Annotated in this window: 18 protein-coding genes and 2 tRNA genes; 13 read left to right on the top strand and 7 right to left on the bottom strand. The window is 44.3% G+C overall.

Features of this window, described 5'->3' with window-relative positions; genetic code table 11:
- Positions 1 to 292: 292 nt before the first annotated feature.
- Positions 293 to 1,864 carry an ABC transporter substrate-binding protein gene (locus tag QZ942_RS09725; protein WP_292995060.1) on the top strand — a complete coding sequence of 524 codons (1,572 nt, stop codon included), beginning with the start codon at positions 293 to 295 and terminating at the stop codon, positions 1,862 to 1,864.
- A 100-nt stretch (positions 1,865 to 1,964) separates the two neighbouring features.
- Here the strand turns inward: QZ942_RS09725 and QZ942_RS09730 are convergent, their stop codons facing one another.
- The 4 genes from QZ942_RS09730 to QZ942_RS09745 form a co-directional block, all read right to left on the bottom strand.
- The gene (locus QZ942_RS09730) at positions 1,965 to 3,344 is read right to left on the bottom strand and encodes an SLC13 family permease (RefSeq protein WP_292995062.1); all 1,380 of its coding nucleotides are present in this window, start codon (positions 3,342 to 3,344) and stop codon (positions 1,965 to 1,967) included.
- A 155-nt stretch (positions 3,345 to 3,499) separates the two neighbouring features.
- Positions 3,500 to 4,417: a ribosome small subunit-dependent GTPase A gene (gene rsgA / locus QZ942_RS09735; RefSeq protein WP_292995182.1), complete on the bottom strand. Its 918-nt coding sequence runs from the start codon at positions 4,415 to 4,417 to the stop codon at positions 3,500 to 3,502.
- Positions 4,414 to 4,755, bottom strand: coding sequence for a 4a-hydroxytetrahydrobiopterin dehydratase (locus tag QZ942_RS09740; RefSeq protein WP_292995064.1), 342 nt, complete (start codon positions 4,753 to 4,755; stop codon positions 4,414 to 4,416). The genes rsgA and QZ942_RS09740 overlap by 4 nt, the downstream gene beginning before the upstream one ends.
- The gene (locus tag QZ942_RS09745; protein ID WP_292995066.1) at positions 4,752 to 6,008 is read right to left on the bottom strand and encodes a M48 family metallopeptidase; all 1,257 of its coding nucleotides are present in this window, start codon (positions 6,006 to 6,008) and stop codon (positions 4,752 to 4,754) included. Before QZ942_RS09745 ends, QZ942_RS09740 begins: the two co-directional genes overlap by 4 nt.
- Positions 6,009 to 6,161: 153 nt before the next feature.
- Here QZ942_RS09745 and orn point away from each other — a divergent pair, with 153 nt between their 5' ends.
- A complete protein-coding gene (gene orn / locus QZ942_RS09750) occupies positions 6,162 to 6,707 on the top strand; it encodes an oligoribonuclease (RefSeq protein WP_292995068.1) in 546 nt (181 codons plus the stop codon).
- A 137-nt stretch (positions 6,708 to 6,844) separates the two neighbouring features.
- Positions 6,845 to 7,231: an EF-hand domain-containing protein gene (locus tag QZ942_RS09755; RefSeq protein ID WP_292995070.1), complete on the top strand. Its 387-nt coding sequence runs from the start codon at positions 6,845 to 6,847 to the stop codon at positions 7,229 to 7,231.
- A gap of 94 nt (positions 7,232 to 7,325) precedes the next feature.
- Here the strand turns inward: QZ942_RS09755 and QZ942_RS09760 are convergent, their stop codons facing one another.
- The gene (locus QZ942_RS09760) at positions 7,326 to 8,729 is read right to left on the bottom strand and encodes a pitrilysin family protein (protein ID WP_292995072.1); all 1,404 of its coding nucleotides are present in this window, start codon (positions 8,727 to 8,729) and stop codon (positions 7,326 to 7,328) included.
- Positions 8,730 to 8,805: 76 nt separating this feature from the next.
- On the opposite strand from QZ942_RS09760, the gene ftsY reads away from it, so the two are divergent.
- From ftsY to QZ942_RS09810, 10 genes are all read left to right on the top strand, one after another.
- Positions 8,806 to 9,837: a signal recognition particle-docking protein FtsY gene (gene ftsY, locus QZ942_RS09765; protein ID WP_292995074.1), complete on the top strand. Its 1,032-nt coding sequence runs from the start codon at positions 8,806 to 8,808 to the stop codon at positions 9,835 to 9,837.
- A 24-nt stretch (positions 9,838 to 9,861) separates the two neighbouring features.
- Positions 9,862 to 10,515 (top strand): cell division ATP-binding protein FtsE, encoded by a 654-nt coding sequence (gene ftsE / locus QZ942_RS09770; protein WP_292995076.1) that lies wholly within the window; start codon positions 9,862 to 9,864, stop codon positions 10,513 to 10,515.
- Positions 10,512 to 11,423: a permease-like cell division protein FtsX gene (gene ftsX / locus QZ942_RS09775; protein ID WP_292995078.1), complete on the top strand. Its 912-nt coding sequence runs from the start codon at positions 10,512 to 10,514 to the stop codon at positions 11,421 to 11,423. The genes ftsE and ftsX overlap by 4 nt, the downstream gene beginning before the upstream one ends.
- Positions 11,424 to 11,535: 112 nt before the next feature.
- Entirely contained in the window at positions 11,536 to 12,381 is an 846-nt protein-coding gene (gene rpoH, locus QZ942_RS09780) for an RNA polymerase sigma factor RpoH (protein ID WP_292995079.1), read from the top strand.
- A 73-nt stretch (positions 12,382 to 12,454) separates the two neighbouring features.
- A tRNA-Ser gene (locus QZ942_RS09785) sits at positions 12,455 to 12,547 on the top strand.
- 342 nt (positions 12,548 to 12,889) lie between these two features.
- The gene (rpsU, locus tag QZ942_RS09790) at positions 12,890 to 13,102 is read left to right on the top strand and encodes a 30S ribosomal protein S21 (RefSeq protein ID WP_013964468.1); all 213 of its coding nucleotides are present in this window, start codon (positions 12,890 to 12,892) and stop codon (positions 13,100 to 13,102) included.
- A gap of 112 nt (positions 13,103 to 13,214) precedes the next feature.
- Positions 13,215 to 13,661 carry a GatB/YqeY domain-containing protein gene (locus QZ942_RS09795; protein WP_292995081.1) on the top strand — a complete coding sequence of 149 codons (447 nt, stop codon included), beginning with the start codon at positions 13,215 to 13,217 and terminating at the stop codon, positions 13,659 to 13,661.
- Positions 13,662 to 13,759: 98 nt separating this feature from the next.
- Complete coding sequence (dnaG, locus tag QZ942_RS09800; RefSeq protein WP_292995083.1) at positions 13,760 to 15,559, top strand: DNA primase; 1,800 nt, start codon at positions 13,760 to 13,762, stop codon at positions 15,557 to 15,559.
- Positions 15,560 to 15,647: 88 nt separating this feature from the next.
- The gene (gene rpoD, locus QZ942_RS09805) at positions 15,648 to 17,903 is read left to right on the top strand and encodes an RNA polymerase sigma factor RpoD (protein ID WP_292995085.1); all 2,256 of its coding nucleotides are present in this window, start codon (positions 15,648 to 15,650) and stop codon (positions 17,901 to 17,903) included.
- Between the two features lie 13 nt (positions 17,904 to 17,916).
- Positions 17,917 to 17,993: transfer RNA gene (locus QZ942_RS09810), tRNA-Ile, on the top strand.
- Positions 17,994 to 18,006: 13 nt separating this feature from the next.
- On the opposite strand, the gene QZ942_RS09815 is transcribed toward QZ942_RS09810, so the two are convergent.
- Both QZ942_RS09815 and QZ942_RS09820 read right to left on the bottom strand, forming a co-directional pair.
- On the bottom strand, positions 18,007 to 19,011 hold the full coding sequence (locus QZ942_RS09815) for a site-specific integrase (protein ID WP_366836358.1): 1,005 nt from the start codon (positions 19,009 to 19,011) through the stop codon (positions 18,007 to 18,009).
- Complete coding sequence (locus tag QZ942_RS09820) at positions 18,921 to 19,250, bottom strand: helix-turn-helix domain-containing protein (protein ID WP_090322377.1); 330 nt, start codon at positions 19,248 to 19,250, stop codon at positions 18,921 to 18,923. Before QZ942_RS09820 ends, QZ942_RS09815 begins: the two co-directional genes overlap by 91 nt.
- Positions 19,251 to 19,253: the final 3 nt, after the last annotated feature.

Below are 19,253 nucleotides of genomic sequence, written 5' to 3' on the forward strand. Positions count from 1 at the left end.
TTTTAAGCCTAACTCTTTTCGAAAAAATACCTATCGATCAATTGGTTAAAAATACCGATGTGCAAATAACCATGTCGAACAATAATAACCAACTGAATCTATTCAATTAAATCTCCGGACACTTCTGAATTATACATATTTATTTGGCGACCCAAATAGAATTGAAGAATTCCTGAATAAATCAAACGCTAAAAAACATTTTTTGTATTCTATTTATACTTCTATAGTAGTAATCACAGCAATTTTAGTTTCTAGTTGGTACGAAGACAATGAAATTGAGAAGCTCACAAGTATGGGAGAGAAACGATTATTTTCTTCCATAGATTCAGATAAGCTAAATGGAATCAATAACTTCAAAGAAAAAAGATTTAGTGAAGCAGAAAGTAAGTTTGTTGAAGCCCTCAAGAACAATAAGAATGACCCAGAATCGTTAATCTATAAAAATAATGCCCAAATTAATGCATTGATGCAGAATAATTCGGAAATAAAACCGATATTGATTTCCACAAGTGTACCAAAGGGTGGAAATAAAGCAGTAGCTCTCGAAATATTGCGCGGAGTCGCTCATGCGCATAATGACATAATGAAGGATTTTGAAAGCAAATGCATTGATGAAAAAAAGTTATATAAAGTCGGATGTGATGGTGGAATAAAGGGTAGGCCACTTCAGATCATGATTATCGATGACAGTAATAACCCGGACATTGCGGTTAAAATTGCAAAGTATCTGGTAAAAAAACAAAAAGAGGTTTATGCCCTTGTTGGGCATAACGCAAGTGAGGTCTCCAGCAAGGCAGCCATTGAATATCAGAAGGGTAAGCTTGTAATGGTAACACCGAATAGTTTTGCTCTGGACTTTGAAAAATTAGACAAGAAGGATGGAGAGCGAGCAAAAGGAAACTATATCTTTGCTGTAACTTATAGTCACGAGATTTTGATAAAAAAGGTCATTGATGAAATGAAACATCAACTCCCCACGGGAGAAATACCCAGAGTACTTCTCTGCTATGACGCAAATGCGTTTGATCAAAATGTAATTGTAGGTAGTTTTGAAAATTTCGCCAAGAATAACAAAGGTGAAATTGAACTAATTGGTGTCAAAGAAAAAAGCAATACATTAAATATAATGACCAATGCGAAAGATATCAGTTGTGATTTTAGCAAGGCTGATCTAAACCTTGCAGATGTCTTAGAAAACGCAAAAAATAAGGATGGAATAAACGTTATTTTTGTGGCTTCGCATGTGAACCGAATAGGTGACAGTATCGCCGTATTAAAAAATATTAAAAGAGATAGTTCACTTGCGAATATCAAGATTTTCTCCAGCCCGACTTTATACACAAATCAAACGCTTGAATTGGGTGGCAAGAATGTAGCCAATTTAACAATGGCAGTAAGTTGGTTTCCAGAAAAAATCCTAAAAGTAGGAGAAGTGCAATTTGAGGGAGAAGCTATAGAACTCTGGACTGAAGATAGTATAAAGATCTGCCATGAGGAGGATGATTTTACTAAAGAAACTTGCATAAATCACTTAGATATTCTAGATGAAATAGGAATAACATGGAGAACTGCTATGGCTTATGATGCAACTCATATCCTTATAGAAGGATTTAGGGGTTCCGGTGAAATTTCACGTCAATCACTTAGCAAATCACTATCAGAACCAGAATTTTCATTTGAAGGCGTTACTGGCTTAGTCAAGTTCTTTAGTAGTTGTTCAACAGAAGAAATCAACAGTAAAGATGTTGAATGCTTTCCAGGAAAACGCATGGTAACTGGTCGCAATCCAGATCCGGCGATTATAATAAAAGTAAACGAAGTTACAGAAAGGATTACGCATTACAGATTCAATAGTGACAAATAAAGTTGGTCTTGAAATATAGGCTTGTTAGAATCTATGCATAGAGTATTCATGTGACATGAATTAAGCAAATAACGCCAAAGTTTTCGTTGAAAATGGATTTTTAAACCAAAAAATAACAAACCAACGTAATCACCACAACCCCGATAAAATTCAACGCCAATCCTTCGCGCACCATATTGGCGACCGTGACATGGCCGCTGCCGAATACAATGGCATTCGGCGCAGTGGCAACGGGCAACATGAAGGCGCAGCTCGCACTCATCGCGGCGGGTACCATCAGTAGAGCGGGGTCGATGCCTGCGCCGAGTGCCGCGGACGCTAGGATGGGCATCAGCAATATCGTGGTTGCGGTGTTGCTGGTGGTTTCAGTCAGGAAAGTGACGATCAGCGCGATGGTCGTGATCATCACAAGTGGATGCAGGCTGGCGAGTACCGCCAATTGATCAGCGATCGCGCGGGATAGTCCGGATTCGACAAAAGCTTGGGCAATCGCGATGCCTGCCGCAAACAAAATCAGAATGCCCCAGGGAACGCGCTCTGCGGATTCCCAGTCGATCAACTTGCCACCGCGCCCATTGGGAACCAGAAATAAGATGACGGCAGCGACCAACGCGACGATCGCATCGTTAGCGCCTTTCAGACCTAACCAGTAGCTCCAACCGCCGAACGGTTCGAGACGCGTTACCCAGGCCAATGCGGTCAAACCAAAAATAATCAGCACGCGGCGTTCTTCCAGACGCCAGTTGCCAGCGGGAGGAATCACCAATTCGCCGTGATAATCCAATTTGCGTGTGAGCCATAATCCGGCCAGGGGCAAAAAAAGCAGCACGACCGGCAATCCCCAGCTCATCCATTGCGAGAAACTCACCGCGCTGCCGGTGAAGCTTTCGTACTGTTGCATGAAAACCAGATTTGGCGGTGTGCCGATCGGCGTGCCTAACCCTCCGATGCTGCTGCCATAAGCAATCGCCAATAACAGTGGAATGGCCAATTTCTTATCGGGACTCTGCGTGATGACGGCCAGTGCGATCGGCAACATCATTAACGTGGTCGCGGTATTCGATATCCACATGCTCAACGCGGCAGTCGCGACCATAAACCCCAACACAATACGGCGGCTACTGGTGCCGCCGATTACATTGACCATGCCGAGCGCAATCCGGCGGTGCGCGCCGGAACGCTCCATCGCTGCCGATAAAATGAATCCACCGAGCATCAATAAAATCAACTCACTGCCATAGGCCGCAGCTATTTTCTCCTGTGGCAAAACGCCAGTGAGTGGAAAAACCGCCAAAGGAATGATGGCGGTTGCAGGGATGGGAATGGGTTCAAATATCCACCAAACAACACACAGAATGGCCACGGCGCCTGTCCAGCAGGCTTGATCTTCCCAGCCAGATTGATTCATGCCGACAGCAACAGCGATTGCTAGCAATGGACCGGCAATCAATGCCCACTGACGATTGGGAGTAATGGTCATAAGATTACTGAGTTAAAAAGATTGGGAACGATGACAGTAGTTTTTCTGAATTGTCATGTAGCGCATCTTGCCGCAGAGGATACAATGCGTCAATAACGCATTATTGTACTTGGCGTACGGCTATTACCAGGGTAGTGAGCTATTCAGTACTTCTTTTACTCGTTTGTATCGAGGCTTTCATGTCGCAACAATCGATGATAAAAATCCAATCGCTTGCGATGAATTTTTCCTTCTTGCACAGCCAGTGTCACGGCGCAGCCGGGCTCACGGGTATGGCGGCAATTGCTGAATTTGCATTGTCCGATATAAGGGACAAATTCGATAAAACCCCATGCCAGATTCTCATCTTTAATATGATTCAAGCCAAATTCCTGAATTCCGGGGGAATCGATGATATCGCTGTTAGCATCTACATGATAAAGCTGTGAATGGGTGGTTGTGTGGCAGCCGGAATCCAGTGCTACCGAGATTTCCGCGGTGGCGCGCTTGGCTTGCGGGATCAGCGCATTGAGCAAAGTTGACTTGCCCATGCCGGATTGGCCGGCCAGTACGCTAAGATGACCTTGCAAATAAGGTTGGAGCGCGGAAATATCTTTGAGGGCGCTTAGCTGTAGTACAGGATAGCCAAGATCCTTGTATAGCGAGAGTATGTTCATTGCTGCTTGAGTGGGTTCTGTGAGATCGGCTTTATTCAATACAATCAATACTTCGATATTTTCGCTCTCAACGGCTACTAGGCAACGATTGATCAATTCCTCACTAAAGCTGGGAACTGCCGCCACGACTATGATGATTTGCGTCACATTGGCCGCAATGATTTTTTCCTTGAAGCTGTCACTGCGGTATAACAGCGATTTGCGTGGCTTTATCCCTTCAATGACACCTTGTCCGGAGGTGGTAAGCTGACATTCAACCTGATCACCGCAAGCCACGCCGCCTTTTTTACCGCGCATGACGCACGATACGATTTCACCTTGCTCCGTTTCAACGGAGAAGTGCCTGCCAAATGCGGCAACTATTTGTCCGGCTAAGTACTCAACGCTATTCTTTGCGTTTTTCTGGCGGATGCTCAAATTGCAAACAACTTGTCGATTTTGGCTGCGCAAATAAAATCATTCTCGGATAAACCGCCAATCGCATGCGTTGTATAGGTAACCACGCATTGATTATAACCAACCATCATATCCGGATGATGATCTTCCCGATGGGAGATCCACGCGGCCGCATTCACAAAAGCCATCGTTTGATAGTAATTCTTGAATGCATAGGTTTTGCTGATTTGCTTATCTTGTAATTGCCATCCCTCGATTTGCTGCAAAAAGGCGGAAATTTCATCAGAAGATAGCGGCGGTACACCGCCTTCGCATGGTTTGCATTGCTTGGAAGTTAAATCACATACGGTATTGTTCATGATTGTCCCTGACTTTGTAGATGTGCCACACGGATCGATGCCGGTGGATGTGAGTCATAAAAGGCTGAATGCAAGGGATCCGGCGTGAGTGTGGCGGCATTGTCCTGATACAGCTTAACCAGCGCATGGATCAGATCATCCGCCGATGAATTTTGTGCAGCATAGGCGTCCGCTTCAAACTCATGTTTACGTGAATAAATGCTCGATATCGGCTGCAGCAAAAAGGTGAATGCCGGCATCACTAGAAAAAATAACAGCAATGCCATGGCGGTTGACGGCACGGTAGCGACCGACACACCCAATCCTTCATAAAACCAGCTTTGCTCCATTAAATAACCCAGTATCCCTAGAAAAGCTAGGCTCATTGCAAACGAAATCACAATACGCTTGATCACATGCTGATGTTTGAAATGCCCCAATTCATGCGCCAGTACCGCTTCAATTTCACCCGGACTGAGGCGCGCCAGCAGGGTATCGAAAAACACAATACGTTTGGTTTTGCCAAATCCGGTGAAATACGCATTACCGTGATTACTCCGGCGCGAGCCGTCCATGACGAACAGTCCGCTGGCTTTGAAACCGCATTTGCTCATCAGTTGCTCGATGCGTGTCTTGAGCGTGGCATCTTCCAACGGGGTGAATTTATTGAACAGCGGCGCAATCCAGGTGGGGAAAATCGCCAGAATAAATAAATTGAAAGCAATCCAACCTACCCAGGCATATAACCACCAACTTTCCCCCATTTTTTCCATCAGCCACAGCACACAAAATAACAAAGGTGCGCCCAGTAACAAACCCAGCGCGGTTTGCTTGATCAGATCGGTAAAAAACATGGCCGGGGTCATTTTATTGAACCCATATTGCTCTTCGATGACAAAAGTACGGTAATAACTCAATGGAAGCTCGGCGGCACTCATGATGAAGAAAGTGCTGATAATCAGCGCCATGCCATGTGCTAACGGATCATTCAACCAGCCTGCCCAGAAATCACTTAAAGCATTCAGTCCGCCACCCAGCGTGAAAATGAGCAACAGAAAGACATTCAGCAGTATGCTTGGATATCCTGTACGTGTTTTAGCACAGGTGTAATCCGCAGCCTTTTGGTGATCACTTAAACTGATCTGGCTGGCGAATTCTTCCGGCACTTGATCCTGATGGGCGCGTACATGGCGAGCATGCCTGACTGCTAGCCAAATTTGAGTCGATGTAGTGAGCAATAGTGCGATAAGAAAAACCAATGTAAATGTTTGCATAATTAAATAATTTGAGCTCTAAAGTTTGGATTCATTCATCAATCAGATGATTGCTGTAAAATGAACCGGCATTTCCTTCTTTGTTTTAAAAGTGACGGACTAGTGCCAATATGACACAATTAAACGCATTGCATTCAAAAAATATAAATAATTATGGCACAAGATAACAATAACCTCATCTGGGTCGACATGGAAATGACCGGACTCAATCCAGATACTGATCGCATCATTGAAGTAGCTTTGGTTGTTACCGACTCGCAATTAAATGTAGTCGCTGAAGGTCCGGTTTTGGTAGTACATCAATCGTATGAAATACTGGACGGCATGGACAAGTGGAATAAATCTACCCATTCCAAATCGGGTTTGATTGACAAGGTGAAAGCTTCTCGATTCAACGAAACTGAAGTTGAAGCACAAATGATCGAATTTCTGAAATTGCATGTGCCCTCCGGTGTGTCGCCCATGTGTGGCAATTCAATCTGCCAGGATCGGCGCTTTATGGTACGTACCATGCCGCAGTTGGAGGCGTATTTTCATTATCGCAATCTGGATGTCAGCACCTTCAAAGAACTGGTCAAACGCTGGAAGCCGGAAATAGCATCCGGCTTAACCAAAGAAAGTAAACATGAGGCGCTGGCAGATATTTACGACTCCATCAACGAGCTTAAGTATTACCGTCAACATTTTATTGTTGCTTGAAATCGCATCATTATTTACGCTTTCTTACAGTATTACGCTAGTATTGAAGCTGTTTTCCGAACTTTATCGGGATGCTCATTTCTAAAAAATGGAAAGAAAATTTTATCTTTCACTCATTACTTACTAGGAGAAACAAGATGCTCCACAAAAGAAATTTGATTGCTGTCGCTGTCGGAACCGTTTTTTTATTTACGCTCGGAGCAACAACAGCTTCTGCGGCTGACGCTACTAAAGATAGCGGCCACCAACACCAAAGCGGACAAACGGCAGGTCACGGTGACATGAAGTCCGGCGATCACCACGGCCATCAATGTCCGCATATGATGTCTTCAGTGGATCTGAATAAAGATGGCAAGATCAGCAAGGAAGAGTTTATGAAACACCATGAGGCTATGTTTGATCAAAAGGACGCCAACAAAGACGGCTTTCTGGAAGAAGCAGAAATGCACGGCATGATGAATCATATGCACAAGCACGATCAACAGAAAGATGACGGCCACGCGCATGGCGATGCTAAAAAATAAATACTGCTTAGCAGGCTAAACAAAGCGAAATTTTGCTCTGGCAGTAATTTAATTTATCAAAGTAATTGTCAGAGCAATTGGTAATGCGATCAACTCAATGTCTGAGTCCAGCCGGTGCCTTAGCGGGCAATTTTTTATCCAGTGGTTGCGGGTCTAACACAGCTACTGTCAAGCTATCATCATTGAAATATTTTTTGGTGACATCACGTATTTGTTCGGCAGTAACTGCTTTCAGCTTTTCCAGTATGGTATCAATGTCACGAAAAGACAATCCCATACTTTCCAGCCTTCCAAGCTGCATCGCTTGAGAATAAATCGAATCGCGTTGATACACATGGCTAGCCACGACCTGTGCTTTAACTCGAGCAAGTTCTTGTTCCGTGACACCTTCTTTAATAATTTTCTCAATCTCGCCGCGTAATGCCTGTTCCAGTTCTACCACCGTTTTACCGGCACGCGGTACCGCACTGAGAAAGAAAATACTCGGACCGCGAGCCATTGCGCCATAGCCAGCGCTTGCGGAATTAGCAATTTGATTTTCGCGTACCAATGACTTGTTCAGTCTGGCCGAAGCATTGCCATCTAGTACACCTTCCAGTATTTCCAGCGCGTAAGGCTCCCAGTCTGTTGCTACATTTTTAATTCCTGGGGCATGATAGCCCATAATCAGATAAGGCAATTCTGCGGGCGCTTTGACTGTTATCCTTTTGGTGCCCACCTGGGGCGGCTCGGTTTGCGGTTTGCGGGCACTTATCGGGGATAAAGAATGCTTTTGAATGGTACCGTAGTTTTTTTGTGCCAGTTTGAACACTTCCGCCGCATCAACATCACCGACCACAACCAGTGTTGCATTATTTGGCGCGTACCAGCGGTCATACCACTCTTGTGCATCTTCTACACGCATGTTTTCCAGATCGTTCATCCAGCCAATGATGGGATTTTTGTATGGATGCGCCTGGTAAGCCATGGCCATCATTTTTTCATACAACAGCGAGCGTGCTTGATCATCCGTGCGTAGTCGCCTCTCTTCCATAACCACTTTGATTTCTTTTGAGAACTCTTCCTCTGTCAGGATCAAGTTACGCATCCGATCCGATTCCAATTCCATCGCCATGGGCAAACTGCGTTTGTGCAATTGTTGGTAGTAAGCAGTGTAATCGTAGCTGGTGAAAGCATTCTCGCGCCCACCCGCGGCGGCGATTTTCTTTGAAAATTCACCATTAGGCACTTTTTCTGTGCCTTTAAACATCATATGTTCCAACACATGCGCAACCCCGGTCACGCCATTTAATTCGTCAATGCTGCCCGCCTTGTACCAGATTTGTGTCACCACGACCGGTGAGCGATGATCCTGTTTTACAATCAATTTCAAGCCATTATCGAGAAAATACTCGTGCGGATTGGCAAACGCAGGCGATAAGACTAACAGACTCGATAATAGCAACAACCCGGAAAATGAAAAGAAGCGGAAAAAAGTAGTACGGTGATCAGGTTTCATTTTTACTAACCTAAATGTGAGTAAACAGAATAAAATTAAGCTTTGAGAATTGCAATGCATATTAGAGCCTACCAGAATGTTTAGTTTTTTTAAATCCAAAAAGAATCCTGAGGATCCTATTGAAGCAGCGGTTTTGCCTGATACCGAGTCTGAGCCTGAATCCAGGTCTGCCGAATCAGTGAGCTTAGCAAGCAAGCTCAAACAAGGCCTCTCGCGCACCCGGCAGAATTTGGGTAAACAGCTATCGAGTTTATTTGGTGGCGGCAAGATAGACGAGGTGCTTTACGAAGAACTGGAAACTATTTTGTTAACTTCCGACATCGGAGTCAAGGCAACCCACCAATTACTTGAAGATCTCCGCAAACAAGTGAGACGCGACGCATTGACGGATTCCATGCAATTAAAACAAGCGCTTAAGGAATCACTCATCGCTATGCTGGAGCCGCTTGTTCAACCATTTGACACCACGATACAAAAACCTTTTGTGATTATGATAACAGGTGTCAATGGCGTGGGAAAAACAACTTCTATCGGCAAGCTTGCCAAATATTTTCAATCGCAAGGTAAATCGGTATTGCTGGCCGCTGGTGATACCTTCCGCGCAGCGGCACGCGAGCAGCTGATTGTATGGGGTCAGCGAAATAATATCGCTGTAATTGCGCCAGATAGCGATCCAGATAAAAAAAGTGACCCGGCGGCAGTCATTTTTGATGCGGTCAATTCAGCCAAAGCACGCGGTATCGATATTGTGCTGGCAGACACCGCCGGACGTTTGACCACGCAACTTCATTTAATGGAAGAGATTAAAAAAGTAAAACGTGTGATAGCCAAAGCTATGCCAGATGCGCCGCACGAAGTGTTGCTGGTACTGGATGCCAACACCGGACAGAATGCAATCACACAGGTTAAGGCCTTTGATGAAGCGCTGAATGTGACCGGCCTGGTTCTGACCAAACTGGATGGTACCGCCAAAGGCGGTGTAGTAGCAGCCATTGCCGGGCAATATCCAAAGGATCCTCCGGCGTTACGTTTTGTTGGCGTTGGCGAAGGGTTGGATGATTTAAGACCATTTGACGCCAGAGAGTTCGTCGAAGCGATGATTGATTGATGGTTATTAGTATATGGCCATAACATGATCGTCTTTAAGAATGTCTCCAAACGTTATCCGGATGGTTATGTTGCGTTGAATAACGTTGATCTTACAGTTGAATCCGGTGAAATGGTGTTTCTAACCGGTCATTCAGGTGCGGGCAAAAGCACGTTATTAAAGCTGATCGCTGCGATAGAGCGCCCGACTTCCGGCACGATTACGATCAGCGGGCAAAACATCGCGCAACTCAAGCTGGGCGCTATCCCGTATTTGCGCCGCAAGATCGGGTTTATTTTTCAGGATCACAAGCTCTTGTTTGATCGAAATGTTTTTGACAATGTTTTACTGCCGCTGCAAATCAGTAACTTTGATAACAAAACGGTGGCTGGCCGTGTACGTGCGGCGCTTGATAAAGTTGGTTTGTTAAAAAAAGAAAAAGCCATGCCCATTGCGTTATCAGGCGGGGAAAGACAGCGATTATGTATTGCGCGTGCGGTGGTCCATCGTCCGAGTATTCTCATCGCAGATGAGCCAACCGGAAATCTGGATATTGAATATGCTCAGGATATTATGTCGATGTTCATATCATTCAATCAAGTGGGCGTCACGGTGCTGATTGCAACCCATGACGCATCCTTATTGAGGGACACACAACATCGTATTCTGTCACTGAAACAAGGAAAGTTGGCGGTATGATACGTGCATGGCTGACGCAACACGGGTTTGTGTTTTTTCTCACACTCAAACGACTAATTTCTACGCCCGCTACCAGTCTACTCAGTATCATCGTAATGGGCATTGCGCTGAGTCTACCGGCAGGTATTTATGTACTCATGGAAAATCTGAGTTCCATTTCCGGACAAACGGCGAGTTCCCCGCAAATGAGTTTGTTTCTTAAGCTGGATATCAAGAAAGAAGATATTGAAGGAATTAAGCAACGGATGGAAGAAGATTCACAGATTGTAAGCTTTCAGTTTATTCCGAAAGACGCTGCACTGCATCAATTACAACAAAATAACGGACTTGCTGATATCAGTGCCAGCCTGGTGCGCAATCCGCTTCCGGATGCCTTCATTGTGCATACCTTGGAAAACGCGCCTGAAAATCTTGAGCAATTGCGTGTAGCAATGCAAAGCTGGCCGGAAATCGAACATGTGCAATTTGACTCTGCCTGGGCCGAGCGCTTGAGTGCATTGCTTAAACTGGGACGCTTTATTGTATTGATGCTGACGACCCTATTAAGTGTCGCGATAATCGCTATTATGTTTAACACTATCCGCTTGCAAATCCTTACCAAACGGGATGAAATCGAGATATCCAAATTAATAGGTGCAACTGACAGCTTCATCCGGCGCCCTTTTCTATATTTTGGCGCCATTCAGGGACTGGCCGGAGGTGCTACCGCATGGCTTATCATGACATTAGTCATACGCGCGCTGAATGAAGAGCTCGGCACGCTTGCACAACTTTATGACTTTGATCTGCAACTCCAACAGCTTTCTCCATCAGACAGCATCAGCCTGCTATTGTTTTCAGCCTGGTTGGGTTGGCTTGGCGCGCGCCTATCCGTTGCAAGCCATCTCTGGCAAATAGAACCCAGATAAGTAGGGGCTTGGTAACGAAACTTTTTAAAAACTTGGCACTCTTATCAGCAGAGTGCTAGAATTAATTTTAAAGATAAAGTTAAGCACAAACCATAATCAGGAGATTATTATAATGACGAATGCTTTAACACTCCCTTCACTGGGAGGAAGTCTTGAAAGTTATATTCAGTCTGCTAATTCTTTTCCTATTCTTTCCCAAGAGGAAGAGAGCAGTTTGGCGAAGCGCCTGTGGAGTCATGGCGATATTGAAGCTGCGCAAAAATTAATTTTGTCCCATCTGCGTTTTGTGATTGCAATAGCGCGTGGTTACAAAGGATATGGTCTTCCACAAGCCGATTTGATTCAGGAAGGCAATATCGGTCTAATGAAGGCAGTCAAACGCTTTGACCCTGAGCGTGGCGTACGCTTAGTGTCTTTTGCGGTGCATTGGATTAAAGCTGAGATCCATGAATTCATTATGCGTAACTGGCGTTTGGTTAAAATTGCCACTACCAAGCAGCAGCGTAAATTATTCTTTAACTTGCGCAGCATGAAGCAGGGATTGGGCACGCTGAATCCGCAGGAAGTAGAGGCGATGGCGACACAGCTTGGTGTCAAATCTGAAGAAGTAGTCGAGATGGAAAAGCGATTCAATGGCTCGGATATTTCGCTGGAGCCGATATCGGACGACGAGGATGACACTTTCAGTCCGATCAGCTATCTGACAGACGGCGCAGAGCCCTCAAAAATTCTGGAGAGTGAGCAGTTCAGCTTCTTACGTGAGAAAGGTTTACAACAGTCGTTGGCCTGCCTGGATGATCGGAGCCGTCACATCATTGAAGCTCGCTGGTTAAGTGAAAAAGATACGGCCACCTTGCATGAACTGGCTGATGAGCTAGGCGTATCCGCAGAACGCGTCCGTCAGATTGAAGTTAAAGCGCTACAGAAAATGCGTGATGTTATGGTAGCAAGTGCTTAGAGCAGGGCTTACATCAGTTTCTACCCCCGTTTGAACTAAGTTGAATTAAACGGGTGTATTATTTTCAGAATCCGGAGAGGTACCGAAGCGGTCACAACGGCGCTGACTCGAAATCAGTTGGTCAGGGTAACTTGGCACATGGGTTCGAATCCCATCCTCTCCGCCAATTTGCACTATAACTTAATGGGCTGTAGCGTAGCTCAACAATCTACTTCTCTGAGTTATTGATCCGGCCAAATAAAGATTTAAGATGCGAATCTTTTTTGTATGCATATTTTTTCAGGCATGGAGTAAGTCAATCAGTGCTTCTCTTGGCCGATCTTGTGGTATATGTCCGATTTTCCTCGGTGATTCTGCTTGTTAGTTTCCTGATGCAATTTTATCTTTTATAGCAAACTTCTTGGTGTTATAATTTAAAGCTTTTGTTGCGTCCTGTGCTAGGGTGAAACAAAATAGAATTCATCAATTGTATTATTTTATATAACTAACCGAAGGGTTTTGCCTATTTATGACGACGATCAAGCTTAAGGAAAACGAGCCATTTGAAGTTGCAATGCGACGTTTTAAACGTTCCATTGAGAAAACAGGGATACTGACAGAATTACGCGCACGCGAGTTTTATGAAAAACCAACTGCAGAACGTAAGCGGAAACTGGCAGCAGCTGTAAAACGTAACTACAAGCGTTTGCGTAGTCAATTGTTACCTCCTAAGCTTTATTAAGTCGTAGTAAATAAAAATAAGATAAATTTGAGTGTAGCGTGATGCTATTTCCGAGCATTTTCGGAATAATCATCAAAGCTAATCAACTAACAATCCGTTGTGCCGGTGGACTATGAGTCTGAAACAGAGAATTACTGAAGACATGAAAGCGGCTATGCGCTCGGGTGACACCAAGCAGCGGGATACCATACGCTTGTTGCAAGCTGCTATCAAGCAGCGTGAAGTCGATGAACGCATCGTGCTTGATGATGCTGCAGTGATCGCGGTTATTGAAAAAATGCTCAAGCAACGGAAGGAATCTATCACGCAGTATGAAGCTGCACAGCGGTTGGATCTGGCCAATATTGAGAAAGATGAAGTCATTGTATTAAATGTATATATGCCGCAAGCGCTTAATGATTCTGAAATTGATGCGTTGATTGCTGATGCAATTTCAGAAACAGGAGCAAAAGGTATGCAGGATATGGGTAAAGTTATGGCCATATTAAAACCGAAACTTGCTGGGCGTGCGGATATGGCTAGAGTATCAACGCTGATTAAAGGAAAAATATCAGCCTGAAATTACCCAGCTACTTTGGCATTGTTTTTTTAAACGAAACCATAGTTGATGTAATTTATTTATACTTGAAGCTGGGTGTTATTGATTGCTTTCGGTAAATGATTCCTCAGCCTTTTATTTATGACCTGCTCAATCGTGTAGATATTGTTGATGCGATTGATCGTCACGTTCCACTCAAAAAAGCAGGTGCTAACTTTGTTGCTTGCTGCCCGTTTCATAGTGAAAAAACGCCTTCATTTACTGTCAGCCAGACTAAACAGTTTTATCATTGCTTTGGTTGCGGCGCGCACGGGAACGCAATTAGTTTTTTAATTGAATATAGCGGATTGAGCTTTGTTGAAGCTGTGCATGATCTGGCAGCTTATGTTGGGATGCAGGTACCTGAGCAACAGACGGATACTTTTTTCAAACAGACTGTTCCAGATGATTTATCGCAATATCCAGTAAATGGCCTGGGCAGTAATGATCCGGAAATATCACCACAGGATCTGTTAAGTGTGCTGCAAGCTGCTACCCGCTTCTATCGAGAGCAGCTCAAGATTTCAGAAAAGGCCATTGCCTATCTCAAGAAACGCGGTTTGTCCGGGAAGATAGCGGCACGATTTGCAATTGGTTATGCGCCGGCTGGCTGGCAAAATCTCGCAGCCATTTTTACTGATTATACATCTGAGAGAACCCGGAAAATATTGCTGCAAGCCGGATTGGTAATAATCAGCGACGAAGCCAGGCAATATGATCGATTCAGGGATCGTATTATGTTTCCGATCCTGAACCAGAAAGGCCAAATAATTGGCTTTGGTGGCCGGGTATTAGAGCAGGAAGAGCCGAAATATCTGAATTCTCCGGAAACAATTTTATTTGAGAAGGGACGGGAGTTATATAATTTCTTCTCGGCGCGTCGCGCGATACGTGAAGCCAACTGTGTGATTGTTGTAGAGGGCTATATGGATGTTATCGCTCTCTCGCAGCACGGGATTGATTATGTGGTGGCAGCATTGGGTACGGCTACCACCAGCTTTCATATACAAAAACTTTTACGTCAGACCGAGAATATTATTTTTTGTTTCGACGGAGACAAAGCGGGCAGAAAAGCAGCGTGGCGTGCGCTTGAGAATAGTTTGGCATTGCTTTCAGATGGAAAGTATCTGAGTTTTCTTTTTTTACCCGAGGGAACCGATCCAGATAGTTACGTGAACCAGTATGGAAAAGAATCCTTTGAACAGCAACTTAAACAAGCTATGCCCTTGTCAGAGTTTCTATTCAAGGAATTATGTGTAGGGACAAATCTCCAGACCAGTGAAGGTCGCGCCAAGTTAGTCAGTGATGCGAAGCCGCTATTGCAGCAAGTGGCGGCACCAGCATTATCTGTGATGCTGGTAAGACGCTTGGGGGAATTGAGCGGGATTAGTCAAAGCGAACTAGAAGAATTGTTGCAAATAAAACGTGTACCCAGGGCGCATAAGATCAAGAATTCGGTGAGGAAACAACCAATTACGCCTTATCGCCGATTAACGAGGATGCTATTGTATAGCCCGAATTATATCGCCAAACTAGATAAATATTTGCTTGTCCAATGTAGTGAAAACAGTGAAGAAGTTGCTGCATTAAAAGCTCTTGTTGATTTTCTTGATACGCACCCTCAGCTGATAGCAAGTAAATCTGCGCATTCAATACTGACTTATTTACAAAATAGCCCATATAGAGCATTACTGGAAGATATCGAAAGTGAAACCTTGGAATGGGGTAGTGCGATTGATTTGGAGGAAGAGTTTTTAGAAGTATTAGAGAAATTACAGCAAGCGCAACGTAATAAACGTATGACAGAATTACATAGCAAATCTTTGGATAAGTTAACCGACGAAGAGAAGCGAGAGCTCCAACGATTGGCTATGAAATGAAATCAGCTACAGGTGTCAGTGATATAGAATTTTGATATAATCTAACGCTTTCAGCTTTTAATTTATCCAATATTATTGGGAATCCAATATGCCAAAGACAAAAGCGGTCGAATCAAAAGGTAATGAAGTTACCAAGAAATCAACAACTAAAAAAGATAATAATATCAATACCGAAACGGTAGAGAAAAAAGAGCCTAATAAATTGGTAGCTAAAACTGAAAAAAAGTTAAAAATAACTGCTAAAAAAGCAAAAGAAGAGACAGCAAGCATAGATGTCGTTGATGTAAAAATATCCGCTAGAGCGGCTTACGCTGCTACTGAGGTTTCTCAATCAATCATTGGAGAAGATGACATTGAATCCACTGAGGGCAAGAAAACCAGAGGTAGAGTGCCTAAGAAAAACAAAGCAACGGCTGGAATTGACCAAGTAATTGATGCGGGAGCAATTTCTGTTATAGATAGTGGTAATTCGCTACCGCAAGATATCGAAGCGCGTCGCATGCGCCTGAAAATGCTTATTGGATTGGGCAAAGAACGCGGATACCTGACCTATGCTGAAATCAATGATCATCTGCCTGATGATATGCTGGATGCGGAGCAGATAGAAGGCATTATCAGCATGATCAATGATATGGGTATATCGGTGCATGATGAAGCACCGGATGCCGAAACATTGCTGATGTCGGATGCAGCAACGACGGTCGCAGATGAAGATGTTGCAGAAGAAGCAGAAGCGGCACTTTCTACCGTGGATTCTGAGTTTGGACGCACCACCGATCCTGTGCGCATGTATATGCGGGAAATGGGCTCTGTGGGTTTGCTAACGCGTGAAAGCGAAATTGAAATTGCGAAACGTATTGAAGGTGGTTTGCGCCACATGATTCAGGCAATATCTGCTTGCCCGCCGATTATTGCAAGAATTGTCGATCTGGCTACTGAAGTTGAAAAAGATATTTTACGCATTGATGAAGTTGTTGATGGGCTACTGGATGCGAATGCTCAGGATATTATTAATGAAGAGTTTTCTGAAGAGTCACTAGAGCAAGAATTAGCTGCCAACGATCTTGGCGATGAAGACGAAGATGAAGATGGAGACAGCGCTGCTATTGCCAGTGCAGATTTATTGAAATTGAAAGCTGATGCACTGGAACGTTTCTCAGTTATTCGTGAAATTTATACCGAGATGCAAAACCTCCTTGAAAAGGATGGACCGTATCATCAGGAATATATTGAGTTGCAGGATAAAATATCATCTGAACTGATGGCTATCCGCTTCTCAGCAAAAATGGTGGAGAAGCTTTGTGATACGCAGCGTGAATTAGTCGGCGATGTACGTAATTATGAACGTAAAATAATGGATCTATGTGTATCCAAAGCAAAAATGCCAAGGAACCATTTCATTAAGACTTTTCCTGGGAATGAAACAAACCTTGAGTGGATAAAGCAAGAAATCGAAGCTGGAAAGCCATATAGTCAAGCACTCGAGCACTATAGGCCTTCAGTTCTGGAAGAGCAACAAAATTTACTGACGCTCAAAGATAAGATTGGTATTCCAATCAAGGATCTGAAGGAAATCAATCGTAAGATGTCGACGGGTGAAGCGAAGGCGCGCCGGGCCAAGCGTGAGATGACCGAAGCAAATTTACGTTTAGTGATTTCTATTGCCAAGAAATACACCAATCGTGGATTGCAATTCCTTGATCTGATTCAGGAAGGCAATATTGGCTTAATGAAAGCGGTCGATAAATTTGAATATCGGCGCGGTTATAAATTTTCAACTTACGCAACCTGGTGGATTCGTCAGGCGATTACCCGGTCTATTGCCGATCAGGCACGCACTATCCGGATACCGGTTCATATGATTGAAACAATCAATAAAATGAATCGCATCTCGCGCCAGATCCTGCAAGAAACTGGGCAAGAACCGGAGCCGGCAGTTCTAGCGCAGAAAATGGAAATGCCAGAAGAAAAGATTCGTAAAATTCTTAAAATCTCCAAAGAGCCAATTTCTATGGAAACCCCGATTGGGGATGATGAAGATTCGCATCTCGGCGACTTTATCGAAGATGCGGCAACGATGGCTCCAGCCGATGCAGCAGTTTATGCTAGCTTACGTGGCGTAACAAAGGATATACTTGACTCTTTGACGCCGCGCGAAGCCAAAGTGCTACGTATGCGTTTTGGCATTGAGATGAATACCGATCATACTTTGGAAGAAGTCGGAAAACAGTTCGATGTTACCCGTGAACGCATTCGTCAGATCGAAGCCAAGGCATTACGCAAGTTACGCCATCCGGCGCGTTCTGAGCGTTTACGCAGTTTCCTGGATACCGGTAATAATTAAAATAATAATTTAGGGGTCTGTAGCTCAGTTGGTTAGAGCAGGGGACTCATAATCCCTTGGTCGCTGGTTCGAGTCCAGCCAGACCCACCAACAAATCAAGAGGTTAGAGTGTTTCTCTAACCTCTTTTTTCTTAGGGTGTGCCAAATTTGTGCCAATAAAGACATTTGAAACCAATTCGGCATGCTGTAAAAGTTGGGGTTTTGAGAGGTGAGCATACCGCCTGACCATCTCTTCCGATTCCCAGCCTCCAAGCTCCTGTAACACATTCATGGGCGCACCTTGTTGGGCTAACCAACTTGCCCATGTATGGCGCAGGTCATGCCATCTGAAATTATCTATTCCGGCCCGTTTCAAAGCATTTCTCCATGCACTGGTATTTGCCCAAGAAATTGAGCGACCTTTATAAGTAAATACTCTGCTTGGATGCTTGCCACTTTGCCGAAATAAAACAGCCAAAGCTATTGAATTTAACGGAACATGGATTGCCTTTCTGGCTTTTGCCTGATCAGGATGAACCCATGCAGCCTTGCGTTCCAGATCAACCTGGCTCCATTCCAAGTTGATTACGTTTGATTGTCTTAATCCAGTTGATAAAGCAAAAATCACCATATCCTGTTGATGAGCGGGTAATTCCTTAAGAAGCATTTTCACCTGCTCAGGAGTTAACCAACGTACTCGATGTTTAGGTTCCGGAAATAATCTAATTTTCGGAACCTTGTCAGTCCACTCCCAGTCATAGCATGCCTTGCGCAAAATTGCCCGTATCAGCGCTAAATGCCGATTAGCAGTTGATGGGCTAGTTTCTTTGGCCTTGGTATGTGCAATATGATCTATCAGCATCCGATCAATCTCATTCAATAGCTTTTTACGTAAAAACTGCTGTAGCCATCGTAATTTCTCCTTGTCGCGTTCATGCGTCGCTTTGTGCTGTGTTTCTAACAAAAATTTGCATGCCGCCTCATCCCAAGTCCGCTTTGGCTTATTCCCCAGTCTTGCAACACGCCAGGATTCCGCTTTCAGCTTATCGTGGAATTCTTGCGCCTGGGTTTTATCTTCAGTTGCAGCAGAGCATCTAACTCGCTCGCCGCTTGGTGTGGTGAAACTAATCCACCACGTCTTACCACGTTTACAGAGTGACATAATTGTTTCTCCTCATGTCCCACTTGCAACGCTTGCCGAGTGCAAGCATATAACGAGCGAATGTGGTCAGCAAGATCATCTTCAATAAATGCCCATCGTTTCCCTAATTTTGCACCCGGAATAATTCCCGCTTTAGCGCGACGGCGCACTTCTTCAGGGTGCAACTTCAAGAATTGGGCAGCTTCACTTAAATTTAACGTTCTCATGGA

Origin of the sequence: Nitrosomonas sp. (genome assembly GCF_021731985.1) — a bacterium.
Taxonomy (GTDB): domain Bacteria; phylum Pseudomonadota; class Gammaproteobacteria; order Burkholderiales; family Nitrosomonadaceae; genus Nitrosomonas.

Excerpts from the sequence above, each read along its gene's own strand:
- QZ942_RS09820 (WP_090322377.1), bottom strand. The coding sequence starts at position 19,250 with ATGAGAACGTTAAATTTAAGTGAAGCTGCCCAATTCTTGAAGTTGCAC.
- QZ942_RS09740 (WP_292995064.1), bottom strand. The coding sequence starts at position 4,755 with ATGAACAATACCGTATGTGATTTAACTTCCAAGCAATGCAAACCATGC.
- QZ942_RS09795 (WP_292995081.1), top strand. The coding sequence starts at position 13,215 with ATGAGTCTGAAACAGAGAATTACTGAAGACATGAAAGCGGCTATGCGC.
- rpsU (WP_013964468.1), top strand. The coding sequence starts at position 12,890 with ATGACGACGATCAAGCTTAAGGAAAACGAGCCATTTGAAGTTGCAATG.
- dnaG (WP_292995083.1), top strand. The coding sequence starts at position 13,760 with ATGATTCCTCAGCCTTTTATTTATGACCTGCTCAATCGTGTAGATATT.
- QZ942_RS09755 (WP_292995070.1), top strand. The coding sequence starts at position 6,845 with ATGCTCCACAAAAGAAATTTGATTGCTGTCGCTGTCGGAACCGTTTTT.
- QZ942_RS09730 (WP_292995062.1), bottom strand. The coding sequence starts at position 3,344 with ATGACCATTACTCCCAATCGTCAGTGGGCATTGATTGCCGGTCCATTG.
- ftsE (WP_292995076.1), top strand. The coding sequence starts at position 9,862 with ATGATCGTCTTTAAGAATGTCTCCAAACGTTATCCGGATGGTTATGTT.
- QZ942_RS09725 (WP_292995060.1), top strand. The coding sequence starts at position 293 with ATGGGAGAGAAACGATTATTTTCTTCCATAGATTCAGATAAGCTAAAT.
- QZ942_RS09745 (WP_292995066.1), bottom strand. The coding sequence starts at position 6,008 with ATGCAAACATTTACATTGGTTTTTCTTATCGCACTATTGCTCACTACA.
- orn (WP_292995068.1), top strand. The coding sequence starts at position 6,162 with ATGGCACAAGATAACAATAACCTCATCTGGGTCGACATGGAAATGACC.
- rpoD (WP_292995085.1), top strand. The coding sequence starts at position 15,648 with ATGCCAAAGACAAAAGCGGTCGAATCAAAAGGTAATGAAGTTACCAAG.
- ftsX (WP_292995078.1), top strand. The coding sequence starts at position 10,512 with ATGATACGTGCATGGCTGACGCAACACGGGTTTGTGTTTTTTCTCACA.
- QZ942_RS09760 (WP_292995072.1), bottom strand. The coding sequence starts at position 8,729 with ATGAAACCTGATCACCGTACTACTTTTTTCCGCTTCTTTTCATTTTCC.
- ftsY (WP_292995074.1), top strand. The coding sequence starts at position 8,806 with ATGTTTAGTTTTTTTAAATCCAAAAAGAATCCTGAGGATCCTATTGAA.
- rpoH (WP_292995079.1), top strand. The coding sequence starts at position 11,536 with ATGACGAATGCTTTAACACTCCCTTCACTGGGAGGAAGTCTTGAAAGT.